Genomic DNA, 15,753 nt, shown 5'->3' on the forward strand with positions numbered 1-15,753 from the left:
GACGGGCACTCGGCCGGTGGCCGACCGCCGCGGCAGTCTCGCCGCTCGGCGGACGGCGGACGGCGGACGGCGGACGGCGGACGGCGATCGGCACGATCGGCGATCGGCAGGCGGCACCCGGCGGGCGGCACCCGGCACTCGCCTCTCGGCTGCCGTCAGCCGACGTGGGGACTGCGGCGTTCGACGAGGACGGTGTCGCGCCAGACGCCGTGATGGCGCCCGATGCGCTCGCGGGTGCCGATGACCCGGAAGCCGGCGCGCGCGTGGACGGCGAGGCTGGCCGCGTTCTCGGGGAAGATGCCGGACTGGATGGTCCAGATCCCCGCCGCCTCCGTGGACGCCACGAGCGCGTCGAGGAGCACGGAGGCGACGCCCCGCCCCCGGGCGTCGGGGTGCACGTAGACGGAGTGCTCGACGACTCCGGCGTACGCGGCCCGCTCGGAGACCCGGGTGACGGCGACCCAGCCCAGTACCCGCCCGGCCCCGTCGAGGGCGACGAAGCGGTGCTCGGGCAGCTTGGCCGCGTCGAACTGCTCCCAGGTCGGGGCCGCGGTCTCGAAGGTGGCGTTGCCCTCCTCGACACCGGCCCGGTAGATCGCGACGACCGCGTCGGCGTGCGCCGCGGTGAGCGGCACCACGAGGAGGGAGGCGGTCATGCGGCGGCCTCGTTGTTCGACATCCGTCCATGGTGGAACACGCCGGATCGGGTGTCACGGGAAATCGTGACCGGCCGGGTGAAGCCGGACGCGGGCGCGTACCCGACGGGCGGTGCCCGACCGAGCGCCGTCCCCGTGCGGAGCGCCGCCCGGCCGCGCATGCTCGATGCATGGCCTGCAAACGTGTCGACCGGCCCGCACGGTCGGGCGCGGGACGGACGGTGCCGGGATGACCTGGCTGCTCGTCCTCGTGGGAGCGGCGCTGATCCTGTTCATCCTGCGGGACGTGTTCCACACGATCTGGCACCCCACCCGGCACGGCGGGCTGAGCAGGCTGGTGATGCGGAGCGTGTGGCGTCTCTCGGCCCATCGCGGGGCGCGGTGGCGGCCCGTCGGTCTCGCGGGGCCGGTGGGCATGATGACGGTCGTCACCATCTGGGCGTGCGTCGTCGCCGTCGGGTGCGCGCTCATCTACTGGCCCCACATGCCGGACGACTTCTCGTACGCCACGGATCTCACCCCCTCCGAGCACGCGGGCCCGCTCGACGCGCTGTACGTCTCGCTGGTCACCCTGGCCACCCTCGGTCTCGGCGACATCGCGCCGACCTCGGGGTGGCTGCGTCTCCTCACCCCGATCGAGGCCCTGGTGGGCTTCGCCCTGCTGTCGGCGACCGTCGCCTGGATCCTCGGCATCTATCCGGCCCTCGCCCGCCGCAGGGCGCTCGCCCTGCGCCTGTCCCACCTGCGCCGCAGCCGCGTCACGGCCGGGGCCCTCGACTCCGCCGGGGGTGCCGCGCTCCTCGACGGACTCGCCTCGGCGCTCTCGACCGTGACCGTGGATTTCCTCCAGTACGCCGAGTCGTACTACTTCTACGACGGGGACGAGAACATCTCCCTGGCCGGACAGCTCGGCCACGCCGTCGACCTGACGGACCGGGCGGAGCGGGCCCGGCATCCGGACGTCCGGCTCTCCGCGGCGGTCCTGCGCACGGCCCTCGTCGACCTGGCCACCGTGCTCGACGAACGCTTCCTGCGCACGGACGGGCCTCCCGAGAGGGTGTTCAAGGCCTTCGCGGCGGACCACGGGCGCCCCTGGAACGGCTCGGACGGTGCGGACGGTGCGGACGGTGCGGACGGCGAACCGTGACGGGGCCCCCGTCCCCTCGGTCCCATATCCCCTCGACATGATCGCTCCGGGAGCCACATCCTGACCCCATGGAATTCCTCTGCTACCACCGCGACCGGTCCGCGTCCATGCCCCTGAGGCAGGCCCTCCTCGAAGCGCACTGGGCGTACATGGACGGCTTCGCGAAGGAGCTGATCGCGCGCGGGCCGACCTTCGACGCGGCGGGCGAGAACTGCACCGGGAGCGTGCACATCGTCGACCTTCCCGACGCCGCCGCGGCCCGGGCGTTCGCCTTCGACGAGCCCAACTACCAGGCCGGGGTGTACCGGGACGTCCTGCTGCGGCGGTGGCGGAACACTCTGGGACGGACGATGTGGGAGTTCCCCGGAGGCCGCGAGGGCGGCAACCGCTACCTGGTCCTGGGTCTCGGTGAGGGCGAGCCCGTCGACCTCACCCCTCCGTCCGCCCCGGCGGACCGCGACGACCTGATCGCCTACGGCCCCCTGCTGTCCGACGACGGCACGACCTGGGTGGGCACGGCGGCCCTGGTCCGCGCCCCGGACGCGGCGACGGCCGCGGCCGTCCTGCGGACCCCCGAGCGGTACGCCGACATCGAGGTCCACGACTGGTCCTTCGGCGGCCGCCCGACGACCTGACCGGTCCAGCACGTGAGACCGCCGGAAGGGGCTGCGCCCGCGCCGTTAAGGTGCCCGTACCCGTGGCCGGTACGCGATGACCGGGCCACCCCTTTTCCGCCCGCATTCCCCCGAGGACGCCCATGTTTACGGTCAACGAGTACTTCGACGGCACGGTCAAGTCGATCGCGTTCACGCAGGAGGAGGGCCCGGCGACCATCGGCGTCATGGCTCCCGGGGAGTACGAGTTCGGCACCGCCGCTCCGGAGGTCATGCACGTGGTCAGCGGCGCCCTGACGGTCCTGCTGCCGGGTGCCGCCGAGTGGGAGACCTTCGCCGCCGGGGACCGCTTCAAGGTCCCCGGCGACAGCAGGTTCCAGCTGAAGGTGGCGGTGGACACCGCCTACCTGTGCGAGTACCGCTGACCGTCCGGAACCACGAGGAAACGGCCCGCAACCGCTGTACCCATCGACCGGCGGAGGAGAGAACTGCCATGCGCACCACCACGCACACCGAGATAGTCGTCGTCGGAGGCGGCCCGGTCGGCATGCTGATCGCCGCCGAGCTGGGGGCGTACGGGATCGATGTCGTGGTGCTGGAGGAGAAGAGCGCGACATCCGGTCGGCCCAAGGCCGGGACCGTCCACGCCAGGGCCGTGCAGGCGCTGGCCCGGCGGGGCTACCTCGGGCTGCCGCGGTTCTCGGACGCTCCGGTGACCGAGCAGTTCCACTTCGCCGGAATGCCCGGGCTGACGATCACGGTTCCCGCGGCCGAGCCGGAGCCCGTCCTCAAGCGCGCACAGGCCGATCTGGAGCGGGAGTTCGAGGAGCGGGCCCGGGATCGCGGGGTGACCGTGCTGCGCGACCACCGGGTGACCGCGCTGCGCCAGGGGCCCGACGGGGTCGAAGTGGTGGCCGAAGGGCCCGGGGGCGAGCACACGTACAGCGCCGGGTTCCTGGTCGGGGCCGACGGCGCGCGCAGCACCGTACGCCGGGAGGCCGGCTTCGCCGAGGACACCCACCCCGCGACGGTCTCGGCGATGATGGGCCTGGTCCGGCTGATCGAGCCCGGCAGGGCGCCGCGGGGCTGGTGCCGTACCGAGCGGGGCTGGATCGTCGCGAAGCCCGTTCCCGACGGGCACACCCTCATACGCACGCTCGACTGCGACGGGCCCCATCCCCACCGGCGCACACGGGCGACCGTGCGGGAACTGCAGGACGAGGCGTCCCGGATCGCCGGGTACGACATCCCGATGGAGGATGCGCTCTCCGTGACGCGGTTCAGCGACTTCACCCGACTGGTGCGCCACTACCGCAAGGACCGCGTGTTCCTGGCGGGGGACGCCGCGCACGTGCACTTCCCGATCGGGGGGCAGGGGTTGAGCACCGGACTGGTCGACGCGCTCAACCTGGGCTGGAAGCTGGCCCACGCCGTGCGCGGAACGGCGGGCAAGGGGCTGCTCGACACGTACGACGACGAACGCAGGCCGGCCGCGCAGCGGGTCATCGACAACACTCGCGTCCAGCTGACGCTGATGCGTCCCGCCCCCGAACTCGACCCGCTCCGCGCGATGGTCGCCGAACTGCTGACGCTGGAGCAGACCCGCCGGCACGTGGGCGACTTGATCAGCGCGCAGGAAACGGTGTACCCGGCCCGCTCGGGCTTCGCCTCCCGGTGGGAGGGGCGGTTCCTGGAGAACGTCGTGGTGAGGGACGGCGCGGAGCCGCAGGACGTCACGGGGCTGCTGCCCGACGGCCGGCCTCTGCTCCTCCTGTCCGGCGAGCGGGCCGCGGCGTACGGCGAGTCGGCCCGGGGCTGGGCCCATGTGCTGAACACCGTCGCCGCCTCACCGGACGCCGCCCTCCCGTGCGACGCGGTGCTGGTGCGTCCTGACGGCCACATCGCCTGGGCACCGGACGCGGGCGACCTCACCGACGCGCTGCGCCTGTGGTTCGGCGAGCCCCGGTGGACGCCGCCTACGCGCCCGTGGCCTGGACCTCTTCGTGGAGCAATAACTTGATCGACGGAGGATCATCCGTCTGATTGGATCTTGTTTCGGGCGCGGCTCGCCTGTCGCCGCCCCGGAGACCACGGGGGATCTCATGAACACGACGACGATCGACGAGGGAAGCCTCCGGTCGCCCAGCGGGCCGTTTCCCGCGTCACTGGCCCAGCTGCATCGCGCCAGGGAGGCCGACGCCTTCCCGGTCAGCTGGACGCGGACGCGGGACCACCACTACTCGGTCATCGCCCACTGGCCCGGTGAACACCCTTACTTCACACCGGTACACGGGCACCGCTACGATCCCCTGCTCGTCACCGAGACCATGCGCCAGGCCACCCTGCTCGTGTTACATGCCGGGTACGGCGTTCCGGTGGGACACCACTTCCTCCTGGCGGAGCTGCAGTTCGCCTGCCGCATGAACCGGCTCGCCATCGACGACGGGCCCGGGGAGGTGGAGGTGCAGGTGGTCTGCTCCGATGTGAAGCGGACCCGTGGGCACGTCTCCCGGCTCAGGGTCGACATGGTCGTGCGCCGCGCGGGATCGGTCGTGTCCACGGGTGCCGTCCTGGGGCGGATCGTCGGCCCGGAGGCCTACCGGCGGATACGGGGCGACCGTGCCGTCCCGGGATTCGAGGTCCCGCGGACACCTCCGGTGACGGCCCGGCTCGTCGGCCGGTCGCGCGCGGAGGACGTCCTGCTCTCGCCCACGCCGCAGGACCGGACGTGGCAGCTGCGGGTCGACACCGGGCACCCGGTCCTGTTCCAGGGCGAGAAGGACCACGTGCCCGGGATGCTGCTCCTCGAAGCAGCCAGGCAGGCGGCCGAACTGGAGACGCCGTCCCAGCCGTTCGTCCCCTCCTCGGGGCGCATAAGTTTCCAGCGCTACGCGGAGTTCGGTACCCCCTGCTGGATACGGGCCGCCCTGCCCACATCGAGCGCCGGAACGACCGGCGTCACCATCACGGGGAGCCAGGACGACGGCGCGGTGTTCCTCGCCGAGCTCTCCTCCTCCCTTCCCCCCTGCTGACGGACGGTAACGCAGACATGATCCTTGTCACCGGAGCAACCGGCACGGTGGGGCGGGAGGTCGCCCGCCTGCTCGCCCCCGGCCGGCCGCTGCGCATCCTCACGAGGCGGCCCGAACTCGCCACCTTCCAAGGGCCCGACGTCACCGTGGTCCGCGGCGGCTTCACGGACCCCGAAAGCCTCCACCGGGCGCTCACGGGAGTACGCGCCGCCTTCCTGGTCACCAACCAGGTGGGAGAGGAGGACGACGCGCGGTTCATCGACGCGGCCCGGGCCTGCGGCGTACGGCACCTGGTCAAGCTCTCCGCGGCCGCCGTGGAGGATCCGGAGGCGGACGACCTCATCACCCGCTGGCAGCGCGAGAACGAGCGGACCGTGCGGGAATCGGGACTGGCGTGGACCTTGCTGCGCCCCCGGTCCTTCATGTCCAACACGCTGTCGTGGGCACCGGCCATCCGTTCCGAGGGCGTCGTGCGCGCGCTCCACGGGGAGTCCGCCAACGCCTGCGTGGACCCGCGCGACATCGCCGAGGTGGCGGTGCACGCCCTGACACAGGACGGTCAGGAGGGCCGCGTGCACGCGCTTTCCGGTCCGGAGCCGGTCACCGCGCTCGAACAGACCGCCGTGCTCTCGAAGGTCCTGGGGCGACCGCTGCGCTTCGAGGAACTCGGGCCGGAGCGGGCCCGCTCCGCCCTGCTGGACCGCTATCCCGAGGTGATCGCCGAAGCGCTGCTGCACAGCGCCGGGCGCCAGCGGGCCGGCGCGAAGGCGCGGGTGAACTCCGCGGTGCCCGCGCTGCTGGGACGACCCGCACGGACCTTCGACACCTGGGCGGCGGACCACGCGCAGGCGTTCGCCTGACCGGTCCGCCGGCCCGCGGCCGGGACCCCGGCCGCGGGTGGCACCCATCGGCTTCGCCGACACCCTCGTCCGGCCCGGCACGAGACCGCCAGGACACCCCCCTACCGGCGGACGCGGGGCATGCCCAGGCCGATCCAGGAGATGATCTCGCGCTGGATCTCGTTGTTGCCGCCGCCGAAGGTGAAGATGACGGCCGAGCGGTAGCCGCGTTCCAGTTCGCCGTGGAGGACGGCGCCCGCCGAGCCCTCCTTGAGGGCGCCCGCCGAGCCGACGACCTCCATGAGGGCGGCGTAGGCGTCGCGGCGGGCCTCGGAGCCGTACACCTTGACGGCGGAGGCGTCCTGGGGGGTGAGGGTGCCGTGCTGGACGGCGTTCACCATCTGCCAGTTGAGGAGCTTCATCGCGTCGAGGCGGGCGTGGGTGCGTGCCAGGGTGCGGCGGACCCACGGGAGGTCGACGACGCGGCGGCCGTCGGAGAGCGGGGTGCCGGCGGCCCAGCGCTGGACGTCGTGGAGGGCGCGGATCGCCATGGTGCCGTGGGCGGCGAGGGTGACGCGCTCGTGGTTGAGCTGGTTGGTGATGAGCCGCCAGCCCTTGTTCTCCTCGCCGACCCGTCGGGAGACCGGGACGCGGACGTCGTCGTAGTAGCTCGCGGTGGTGTCGTGCGAGGCGAGGGTGTTGATGATCGTGCAGGAGTAGCCGGGGTCGCTCGTCGGCACGAGGAGCATGGTGATGCCCTTGTGCGGCGGGGCGTCGGGGTCGGTGCGGACGGCGAGCCAGACCCAGTCGGCGGTGTCGCCGTTCGTCGTCCAGATCTTCTGGCCGTTGACGACATACGTGTCCCCCTCCCGCACCGCGCGGGTCTTCAGGGCGGCCAGGTCGGTGCCGGCGTCGGGCTCGCTGTAGCCGATGGCGAAGTCGATCTCGCCGGAGAGGATCCGGGGCAGGAAGTACGCCTTCTGCTCGTCCGTGCCGTACTGCATGATCGTCGGCCCGACGGTGTTCAGGGCCATGAGGGGCAGCGGCACGCCGGCCTGCGCGGCCTCGTCGAAGAAGATGAACTGTTCCATGGGCGTGAGTCCGCGCCCGCCGTACTCGGTGGGCCAGCCCACCCCCAGCCAGCCGTCCGTGCCGAGGCGCCGCACGGTCTCGCGGTAGAAGCGCTTCTGGGCGGCCGGGTCCGCGTAACGGGTGTGGACGTCGTCCGGGACCAGCTCGGCGAAGTAGGCCCGCAGCTCGGCGCGCAGGCTGTTCTGTGCGGGCGTGTACTCGAGGTGCATGGCGGCGTCCTCCCGTGGCGGCGTCCTGCGGCGTCCGCGACGTCTCGTTCGCGGCACGCGACGGCGGACACGGTAGAACGTGTTCCACAAATGCGGAAGCCTCGTGGCCCGTCCGGGCAGCCCGCGACCCCGGTTCGGCGCGACCGATCCGGGGCCTGCGGGGGTGGTGTGCCTCCTACGGCAGAAGCTCGTCCATGCAGGCGCGGCCCTTCTCGGCCATGCGGCGTTCCGCCCAGGCGAGATTCTTCGGATTCACGTCACGGCCGGAGGCGAGGACCACATCCTCCGCCGTGAATTCGCCCTCCGACCCGGCATGCAGCAGCTTGTCGGGCGTCGGGCGTTCCCCCAGGGACGTCTTGTCGGGCTCAGCGTTCATGCCGCCTCCTACGTGTTCGTCCGGCACTCGCCATTCTCGTGTCCGGTCCCCGTGAGCGCATCCGGGGCCGCGGTCCTCCCGTGTCGACGGGCTGTCGGTGGCGTGTCGACGGGCACGGGGAGGGTGGGGGCCCGGCCCCGCCGTCCCCGAGGAGTACGCGATGTCCCAGCCCCAGTCCCAGTCCCTGCCCCTGCGCCGCCTGCGCGTGACCGCCGTCCGCCCGGTGACCCCGCGCATGCTCCGGGTCACCCTCGGCGGCCCGGGCCTCGACGGCTTCGTCCTCGCGGGCCCCGACCAGCAGGTGAAGCTGTTCTTCCCCCGGCCGGGCCAGGCGGAGCCGGTGCTGCCGGTGCCCGAGCCCGACGGCGACGTGATGCGCTGGTACGGGGCGTACGCGGCGCTCCCCGAGACAGAACGCCCGTGGATGCGGAGCTACACCCTCCGGGCGCACGATCCGGCGGCCGGGACCGTCGACATCGACTTCTTCCTCCACGGGGACGGCGAGGACGCGGGCCCCGCGACCCGCTGGGCGCGGTCGGCGCGGTCCGGGGACGTGCTGGGCATGTTCGGCCCGTCGGCGGCGTTCGCGGTCCCCGTCGACCCGGGCGCGGGCGACTGGACGCTCCTGTACGCCGACGCCTGCGCGCTCCCCGCGCTCGCCACGGTCGTCGCCGCGCTCCCGCCGGGGCAGCGGGCCCTGGCGTACGTCCAGGTCCCCGACGCGGCCGAGGAACAGCCGCTGCCGACGGCCGGCGACCTGACCGTGCGCTACCTGCGGGACGGCGACTCGCCCGCCGAGGCCGTGCGGGCGGACACCCTGCCGGGCGGCCGGCCGTACGTCTGGCTGGCGGGCGAGGCCTCGGCGGTGCGCGGGCTGCGGCGGCACCTGGTGGAGGAGCGGGGCGTCGACCGGCGCTCGGTGCACTTCACCGGCTACTGGCGCCGCCGCCTCACCCAGGACGACGCGCCGACCCCGGAGGACCTGGCCGAGGCCCGCGAGCGCCTGTCGCTCGGCTAGTTCCGGACGAGGCCCTACTCCCGGACGAGGGCGGCGGCCGTCCTGAGCGAGAGACCCGCGCCCTCCTCGTACCGGCGGGTGTACGCCTCCGGGGGCAGGGCCGCGCGGAGCACGGCCTCGGCGCGGGCCCGGATCGCGGCCTCGGTCTGCGGGGTGAAGGGCCGGAAGCCGCCGCCCGAGTCGGAGCCGGCGTGGGCGTCGTACGCGCCGAGCAGCCGGGCCCCCGTCTCGGCGTCGCCCGGTGCGCCGCGTCCGCCGCGGGCCCAGGCGGCGGTGCCGAACTGGGCGACGACGAGGTGCGGGGCGACGAGGTGGGCGAGGGTCTCCACGTCCACGACGGCCCGGGCGAGGCGTTCCAGGGCCCGGTCGTAGGCGCCGTCGAGGCAGTCGAGCCACGCCCACGTGCCGCCGACGAGGCCCCAGAAGAGGGCCGGGGTGACCTCCCCGAACTCCCCCTCCAGGAGGGTGAGCTGCGCGCGGGCGAGGCCGGTGCGCCCGGTGTGGCCGTAGTGCTGGGCGAGCAGCAGCCGGCCCGTGCCGGCCGACTCCGCGCCCCACTGCCCTGCCTCGTCGGCGGCCTCGGCCAGGAGCCGTTCGGCCTCCTCGTCCCCCTCCGGGCTGAGCCGGAGCCGTACGGCCGCGAGACGGACCGTGAAGACGGGCACCTGGGAACGCGCGCCGACGCGGGCGGCGGCGTCGGTGGCCCGCTCGAAGTCGGCGGCGGCCTCGGCGAGCCGGCCCTCGCGCTCGTACGCCTCGCCGCGGGCCGCGAGGGACTCCGCGATCCCCCAGGAGTCCCCGGCGGCCTCGAAGAGGGCGAGCGCCTCGGCGGCGTCGGCTCCGAGGCCGGCGAGCTTGGCCCGCATGAGGAGCGCGAAGCCCAGGTCCCAGCCCGTGCCGTGGGCGCGGCAGGCGTCGACGATCAGGGTCAGCGTCTCGTCGAGGCCGGCGAGCTCCCCGGTCATGAGCCGGGCGAAGTACCACATCGTGCCCGGCTGGCGGCAGGTCTGCGGGAGGCCGGGGCGGTACGCGGCGACCAGGGCGGCGAGCCGGGCGCGGGTCTCGGACCGTTCGAGGTCCGTGCCCTCGACGCCCTCGGTCGCCAGGGCGTACAGCCGGCCGCCGCGCCGGGCCTCCCACAGCCGCTCCCCGGTCCACGGCGGCGGCACGTCCACGCACCGTCCGTCCAGCGGCTCGGCGGGGCGGACGGGCTCCCGGAACGGGTCGGGGCCGAGACGGCCGGCCTCGACGGCCCAGGTGCGGGCGTCGACCTGGTGGTTGCGGAGCTGCCAGAACCAGCTGAGCGTGTGGACGAGACAGAGCACCTCCTGCTCGTCGCCGAGCGCCACGGCCGTCCGGAGTGCGCCGCGCAGGTTGTCGTGCTCCCGCTCGAAGCGGGCGATGGCGGTGACCTGGCCCGGGCCGCGCAGCTCCGGGTCGGTACGGCGGGCGAGCTCCCGGTAGTACGTGAGGTGCCGCCGCTCGACCGCCGCCCGCTCCCCGGCCTCGTCCAGCCGCTCCCCCGCGTACTCGGCCACGGTCTCCAGGAGCCGGAAGCGCATCCCGCGGTCGTCCGGGGCGGCCACGACGAGCGACTTGTCGTCGAGGGCGCCGAGGACGTCGAGGACGTCGAGGACGTCGGTGGGCGGGGAGTCGGTGGGCGAGGGGTCGGTAGGCGGGAGGGCGGTGGGCGGGAGGTCGGACACGCTCGCGCACACCGCCTCCGCCGCCGTCAGGTCGCACCCGCCCGTGAACACCGCGAGCCGCCGCAGCACCGCCCGTTCGGCCTCGTCGAGGAGCTCCCACGACCAGTCCACCACCGCCCGCAGGGTCTGCTGGCGCGGCAGCACGGTCCGCGCGCCCGAGGTCAGCAGCCGGAAGCGGTCGTCGAGCCGGTCCGCGATCTGCCGTACCGACAGCATCCGCAGCCGCGCCGCCGCCAGCTCGATCGCCAGCGGCAGCCCGTCGAGCCGGCGGCAGATCTCCTCCGCCGCCTCCGGGTCCTCCGCCACGTCGAAGCCCGGGCGCGCGGCCGCGCCCCGCTCCCCGAGGAGCCGCAGCGCCATGTCCATGGGCAGCGGGCCCAGCGGCCGCACCTCCTCCCCCGGCACCCCCAGCGGCTCCCGGCTCGTCGCGAGGACGGTCACGCCCGGGCAGCGGGTGAGCAGCGCCTGCGCGAGCTCCGCCGCCTCGGCGACGACGTGCTCGCAGTTGTCGAGGACGAGGAGCATCCGGCGCCCGGCGCAGTGCTCGACGAGGGCCGCGAACCGGTCCTTCGGGTCGGCAGGGGTGACGGCAGGCGTGTGCCAGAGCTGGGTCTCGCGGGCCCCGAGCGCGGTGAGGACGGCGGCGGCGACCGTGGACTCCTCGCGTACGGAGGCGAGTTCGGCGAGGTGGACGGGGCCTTCGTACGTCCCGGCCGCCTCCAGGGCGAGCCGTGTCTTGCCCACGCCGCCGGGTCCGGTGAGGGTGACGAGCCGCCGCCCGTCCCAGGCGGCGGCGAGGGCGCCCAGTTCGTCGGCCCGGCCGATGAACGAGGTCAGACGGGCGGGCAGGGGGCTCGGTGGCGCGGCTGGTAGGGGCTTGTCCTCCGCGAGGAGTTCGGCGTGCAGGGAGCGCAGTTCCGGCCCCGGGTCGGTGCCGAGCCGGTCCGCGAGGGCTTCGCGCACCTCCTCGTACGCCGCGAGGGCCTCGGCCGGCCGCCCGGCGGCGCGCAGGGCGCGGATCCGCAGGGCCTGGAGGGGTTCGTCGAGGGGCTGTCCGGCGGCGAGCGCGGCGAGCGGCGCGAGGACGTCGGCGGCCCGCCCGAGGGCCAGGTCGGCGGCGAGCCGGTCGCGCCGTGCCTGGGCGTGCCGCTGTTCGACCCGTACGACCAGGGGGTCGGTGTCCCGGCCGGGCAGGTCCGCGAGGGCGGGCCCGCGCCAGAGGCCCAGGGCCTCGTCGAGGAGCGCGGCCGCCCGCTCGGCGTGGCCGGCGGCGAGGGCGGCGGCGCCTTCGGCGGCGAGCCGTTCGAAGCGGTGCAGGTCGACGGCGTCCGGGTCGGCGGCGAGCCGGTAGCCGCCGGGCTCCGAGACGACGGCTTCTCGGCCCAGGGCCCGGCGCAGGCGGCCGACGAGGGCCTGGAGCGCCGCCGTACGGTCCTGGTCGTCGGCCGGGTCGCCGTCGGCCCAGACCTGGTCGATCAGCGCGCCGGGGCCCACGGGGCGGCCGCCGGCGGCGGCGAGCGCGGTGAGGAGGGCCCGGAGCCTGGCACCGCTCAGGGCGGCCTCCGCCCCGTCGTCGGTACGGAAGGCCTGGCACGGACCGAGAACACGGTAGGACGGCTGCACCGGCCCATTCTGCCCGGCGCGGCCGGGGCGTCCGTCCTCCGCCCACGCGTCGGGCTGTGCCCTGCCCACAGGCCGGACCAGTCGACCGGCCCGGCCCGGCGCGGCGCGGCCCGGCGCGGCGCGGCGCGGCAGGGGCCGGATCGGTGCGGCGCAGCCCGCTCGTCCTCCTCGTCGCGGCGAACTCGCGCCACGCCGTGGCACCGCCATGGCGTCCGCGGGGTGTGGGTTCGACAATGGGGAGGATGACCGATGACGACCGGCGTACGCGCAGTGGCGAGATCGGGCCCGCCGAGTGGCTCGCCATGAACCGGACCGGCAGCTTCGAGTGGGATCTCGACACGGGCACCATCGATGTCGACGAGTCCGGGCTGCTGCTCTTCGGCGTGGCTCCGGACGCCTACGACGGGCGTCCGGCGTCGCTCGTGACGCGTCTGGACCCGGAGGAGCGGGCCAAGCTGGAGGGCGTCGTACGGAAGGCCATCACCGGTGGCGCGGTCTCGTACACGGCGCACTTCCCGATCCCGCAGGCCGACGGAGCACCCCACTGGACGCATGTGCAGGCGCGGATCCTGCGCTCGCCGGACGGCTGGGCCCGGCGGATCGTCGGCGTCGTGCGGGACACGACCGCGGAGGTCGCGCACTTCGCCTTCGTCCGGGAGCTGGAGAAGCGGCGCGAGGTCCAGACGAGCATCGTCGAGCGGACGACGAACGCGTTGTCGCGGGCGGTGACCGTGGACGACGTGACGGCCGCCCTGACCGGCCCGGGCGGCCTCGCCCGGCTCGGCGCGGACGGTCTCGCGCTCGGTCTCGTCGAGAACGGCTCGCTCAACATCATCGCGCTCAGCGGCGAATCCCTCGACGTCCTCAACGACTTCCGCAGCCGCCGCCTCGACCGGAAACTGCCGCTGGCCGAGACGGTGCTGAGCGGGCGGCCCCGGTTCGTGTCCTCGTTCCCGTCGCTCGGGCGGGACTTCCCGGAGCTCGCCCCGTACCTGGCGCGGCTTGAGTTCCAGGCCGCCTGCTACCTCCCGCTGGTGGCCCAGGCGCGTTCGCTCGGCGGCATGGCCCTCTTCTACCGGCGCCGCACCTCGTTCAACGCGGACGAGCGCAACCTCACGCTCGGTCTCGCGGCGATCGTCGCCCAGTCGCTCCAGCGGGCGATCCTCTTCGACGAGGAGCGGGAGCTGGCGACCGGTCTCCAGGCGACGATGCTGCCGCGCCGGATCCCGCAGTTCGCCGGTGGCGAGATCGCCGTCCGCTACCACGCGGCGTGGAGCGGACGGCAGGTGGGCGGCGACTGGTACGACGTGATCCCGCTGCCCCGCGGCCGGGTCGGGATCGTCGTCGGCGACGTCCAGGGCCACGACACGCACGCCGCCGCCATCATGGGGCAGCTGCGGATCGCCCTGCGCGCGTACGCCGGCGAGGGGCACGCCCCGTCGACGGTCCTCGCGCGGGCCTCCCGGTTCCTCGCCGAGCTGGACACCAACCGCTTCGCCACCTGCACGTACGCGCAGGTGGACCTGGTGAGCGGCACCCTGCGCGCCGTACGGGCCGGGCATCTCGGTCCGCTGATCCGGCACACGGACGGCCGGGTCGGGCAGCCCAAGCTGCGGGGCGGGCTCCCGCTGGGCCTGGCGACCGTGTTCGGGGACGAGGAGTTCCCGGAGACCCGGCTCGACCTCGTGCCCGGCGAGACGCTGGTGCTGTGCACGGACGGGCTCGTCGAGCAGCCCGGCGCGGACATCGAGTCCGGTCTCGCCGCGCTGTCGGGCGCGATCAGCAGCGGCCCGCCGCAGGCGGAGGCGCTCGCCGACCACCTCTCCGAGCGCCTCTGGGAGCGGTGGGGCTCGGGCGACGACGTGGCGCTCCTGGTGCTGCGCCGCAGCCCCGACCCGGGCACGCCGCGGGCGCCGCGCATCCACCAGTACATCCACCAGGCCGATCCGCAGGGCCTCTCGGACGCCCGCGCGGCCGTCGGGCAGGCGCTGCGCGACTGGGGCATGCCGGAACTCGTCGACGACGCCGAGCTGTTGACGGGCGAACTCCTCGTGAACGTGCTCCTTCACACCGAGGGCGGCGCGGTGCTGACCCTGGAGGTGCTGCCGGAGCCGGTCCGGCGGGTGCGGCTCTCGGTGCAGGACCGGTCGAGCGCCTGGCCCCGGCGGCGTACCCCCGGCGAGGCCGCCACCTCGGGCCGGGGGCTGCTCCTGATCGACGCGCTGGCCTCCCGGTGGGGCGTGGAGCCGCGCGGCGAGGGCAAGGCCGTGTGGTGCGAGATCGGGCCGGCGCCGGTGGCGGCCGAATCCGCCCCGGGCGGTGGCTGAGGAGGTCGCGGTGGACCCCGTCGCCGCCCTGAACCGCATCGCGTTCCTCCTTGAGCGCGCCCAGGCGCCCGGCTACCGGGCGCGTGCCTTCCGTACCGCCTCCGCGGTCGTCGCCGCCCTGCCGGAGGGCGAGGCGGCCCGGCGCGCGGCCGAGGGCACCCTGGAGTCCCTGAAGGGCGTCGGCCCGAAGACGGCGGCGGTGGTGCGGGAGGCCCTGGAGGGCCGGGTTCCGGAGTACCTGGCGCACCTGGAGGAGGAGCTGGAGGCCTCGCTGGGCGCGGCGGAGGCCGACGGCCGGGGCGGCGAGGCGCTGCGGGCGGCCCTGCGCGGCGACTGCCATCTGCATTCGGACTGGTCCGACGGCGGGGCGACCATCGAGGACATGGGGCGTGCGGCGGCGGCGCTCGGGCACGAGTGGGCGGTGCTCACCGACCACTCGCCGCGGCTCACGGTGGCGCGGGGCCTGTCCCCCGAGCGCCTGCGGCAGCAGCTGGACGTGGTGGCGCGGCTCAACGAGCAGTGGGCGCCCTTCCGGCTCCTGACCGGGATCGAGTGCGACATCCTGGATGACGGCTCGCTCGACCAGGAACCGGAGCTGCTCGCCCGCCTGGACCTGGTGGTCGGCTCGGTCCACTCGAAGCTCCGGATGGACGCCCGGGCGATGACCCGCCGCCTCGAACGGGCCGTGCGCGACCCGCTGATGGACGTGCTCGGGCACTGCACGGGACGCCTGGTGGCGGGCGGGCGGCTGCGGCCGGAGTCCGACTTCGACGCGGAGCGCGTCTTCGCCGCCTGCGCCGAGTCGGGCACGGCGGTGGAGATCAACAGCCGCCCCGAGCGCCTCGATCCGCCGCGCCGGCTGCTGCGGACGGCGGTCGCGGCGGGCACGTACTTCGCCGTCGACACGGACGCGCACGCGCCGGGTCAGCTGGACTGGCAGATCCTGGGCTGCGCGCGGGCCGAGGAGTGCGGGGTGCCGCCGGACCGGGTGGTCAACACCTGGTCGGCGGAACGGCTGTTGGAGTGGACGGCGGCCTGAGCGGGGAGCGGGTCGGGCGCGCCGCCGCGTCGGCGGACAAACCACCCGGCCGTCGGGCGCGCCGCCGGGCCGACG

Annotated in this window: 13 protein-coding genes; 9 read left to right on the plus strand and 4 right to left on the minus strand. The window is 74.6% G+C overall.

The window, feature by feature from the left end; translation table 11 throughout:
* Nucleotides 1-155: 155 nt before the first annotated feature.
* On the minus strand, nt 156-656 hold the full coding sequence (locus tag SVTN_RS03060) for a GNAT family N-acetyltransferase (protein ID WP_041127693.1): 501 nt from the start codon (nt 654-656) through the stop codon (nt 156-158).
* A gap of 229 nt (nt 657-885) precedes the next feature.
* Between SVTN_RS03060 and SVTN_RS03065 the strand changes: the two genes are divergently transcribed.
* From SVTN_RS03065 to SVTN_RS03090, 6 genes are all read left to right on the plus strand, one after another.
* Nucleotides 886-1,803 (plus strand): potassium channel family protein, encoded by a 918-nt coding sequence (locus tag SVTN_RS03065; RefSeq protein ID WP_052498903.1) that lies wholly within the window; start codon nt 886-888, stop codon nt 1,801-1,803.
* A 68-nt stretch (nt 1,804-1,871) separates the two neighbouring features.
* Nucleotides 1,872-2,438, plus strand: a complete 567-nt coding sequence (locus tag SVTN_RS03070) for a YciI family protein (protein ID WP_041127694.1) — start codon at nt 1,872-1,874, stop codon at nt 2,436-2,438.
* Between the two features lie 122 nt (nt 2,439-2,560).
* Nucleotides 2,561-2,842, plus strand: coding sequence for a pyrimidine/purine nucleoside phosphorylase (gene ppnP / locus SVTN_RS03075; RefSeq protein ID WP_041127695.1), 282 nt, complete (start codon nt 2,561-2,563; stop codon nt 2,840-2,842).
* A gap of 68 nt (nt 2,843-2,910) precedes the next feature.
* The gene (locus SVTN_RS03080; RefSeq protein WP_052498905.1) at nt 2,911-4,437 is read left to right on the plus strand and encodes an FAD-dependent monooxygenase; all 1,527 of its coding nucleotides are present in this window, start codon (nt 2,911-2,913) and stop codon (nt 4,435-4,437) included.
* Between the two features lie 82 nt (nt 4,438-4,519).
* Nucleotides 4,520-5,449, plus strand: a complete 930-nt coding sequence (locus tag SVTN_RS03085) for a ScbA/BarX family gamma-butyrolactone biosynthesis protein (protein WP_041127696.1) — start codon at nt 4,520-4,522, stop codon at nt 5,447-5,449.
* A gap of 17 nt (nt 5,450-5,466) precedes the next feature.
* Entirely contained in the window at nt 5,467-6,309 is an 843-nt protein-coding gene (locus tag SVTN_RS03090) for an SDR family oxidoreductase (RefSeq protein WP_041127697.1), read from the plus strand.
* 101 nt (nt 6,310-6,410) lie between these two features.
* Here the strand turns inward: SVTN_RS03090 and SVTN_RS03095 are convergent, their stop codons facing one another.
* Nucleotides 6,411-7,589, minus strand: a complete 1,179-nt coding sequence (locus SVTN_RS03095; protein WP_041127698.1) for an acyl-CoA dehydrogenase family protein — start codon at nt 7,587-7,589, stop codon at nt 6,411-6,413.
* Nucleotides 7,590-7,764: 175 nt separating this feature from the next.
* On the minus strand, nt 7,765-7,965 hold the full coding sequence (locus tag SVTN_RS03100; protein ID WP_041127699.1) for a hypothetical protein: 201 nt from the start codon (nt 7,963-7,965) through the stop codon (nt 7,765-7,767).
* Nucleotides 7,966-8,125: 160 nt separating this feature from the next.
* Here SVTN_RS03100 and SVTN_RS03105 point away from each other — a divergent pair, with 160 nt between their 5' ends.
* Nucleotides 8,126-8,983 (plus strand): siderophore-interacting protein, encoded by an 858-nt coding sequence (locus SVTN_RS03105; RefSeq protein ID WP_041127700.1) that lies wholly within the window; start codon nt 8,126-8,128, stop codon nt 8,981-8,983.
* A gap of 14 nt (nt 8,984-8,997) precedes the next feature.
* Here SVTN_RS03105 and SVTN_RS03110 read toward each other — a convergent pair whose 3' ends face one another.
* Complete coding sequence (locus SVTN_RS03110) at nt 8,998-12,312, minus strand: ATP-binding protein (RefSeq protein ID WP_041127701.1); 3,315 nt, start codon at nt 12,310-12,312, stop codon at nt 8,998-9,000.
* A 242-nt stretch (nt 12,313-12,554) separates the two neighbouring features.
* Between SVTN_RS03110 and SVTN_RS03115 the strand changes: the two genes are divergently transcribed.
* A complete protein-coding gene (locus SVTN_RS03115; RefSeq protein WP_041127702.1) occupies nt 12,555-14,639 on the plus strand; it encodes a SpoIIE family protein phosphatase in 2,085 nt (694 codons plus the stop codon).
* 10 nt (nt 14,640-14,649) lie between these two features.
* Nucleotides 14,650-15,678, plus strand: a complete 1,029-nt coding sequence (locus SVTN_RS03120) for a PHP domain-containing protein (RefSeq protein ID WP_041127703.1) — start codon at nt 14,650-14,652, stop codon at nt 15,676-15,678.
* Nucleotides 15,679-15,753 lie beyond the last annotated feature (75 nt).

The organism is Streptomyces vietnamensis (assembly GCF_000830005.1).
GTDB classification, from domain to species: domain Bacteria; phylum Actinomycetota; class Actinomycetes; order Streptomycetales; family Streptomycetaceae; genus Streptomyces; species Streptomyces vietnamensis.

What these genes read in the sequence shown, in the direction of transcription:
- SVTN_RS03060 (WP_041127693.1), bottom strand. Translation starts at nt 656, where the DNA reads ATGACCGCCTCCCTCCTCGTGGTGCCGCTCACCGCGGCGCACGCCGAC.
- SVTN_RS03065 (WP_052498903.1), top strand. Translation starts at nt 886, where the DNA reads ATGACCTGGCTGCTCGTCCTCGTGGGAGCGGCGCTGATCCTGTTCATC.
- SVTN_RS03070 (WP_041127694.1), top strand. Translation starts at nt 1,872, where the DNA reads ATGGAATTCCTCTGCTACCACCGCGACCGGTCCGCGTCCATGCCCCTG.
- ppnP (WP_041127695.1), top strand. Translation starts at nt 2,561, where the DNA reads ATGTTTACGGTCAACGAGTACTTCGACGGCACGGTCAAGTCGATCGCG.
- SVTN_RS03080 (WP_052498905.1), top strand. Translation starts at nt 2,911, where the DNA reads ATGCGCACCACCACGCACACCGAGATAGTCGTCGTCGGAGGCGGCCCG.
- SVTN_RS03085 (WP_041127696.1), top strand. Translation starts at nt 4,520, where the DNA reads ATGAACACGACGACGATCGACGAGGGAAGCCTCCGGTCGCCCAGCGGG.
- SVTN_RS03090 (WP_041127697.1), top strand. Translation starts at nt 5,467, where the DNA reads ATGATCCTTGTCACCGGAGCAACCGGCACGGTGGGGCGGGAGGTCGCC.
- SVTN_RS03095 (WP_041127698.1), bottom strand. Translation starts at nt 7,589, where the DNA reads ATGCACCTCGAGTACACGCCCGCACAGAACAGCCTGCGCGCCGAGCTG.
- SVTN_RS03100 (WP_041127699.1), bottom strand. Translation starts at nt 7,965, where the DNA reads ATGAACGCTGAGCCCGACAAGACGTCCCTGGGGGAACGCCCGACGCCC.
- SVTN_RS03105 (WP_041127700.1), top strand. Translation starts at nt 8,126, where the DNA reads ATGTCCCAGCCCCAGTCCCAGTCCCTGCCCCTGCGCCGCCTGCGCGTG.
- SVTN_RS03115 (WP_041127702.1), top strand. Translation starts at nt 12,555, where the DNA reads ATGACCGATGACGACCGGCGTACGCGCAGTGGCGAGATCGGGCCCGCC.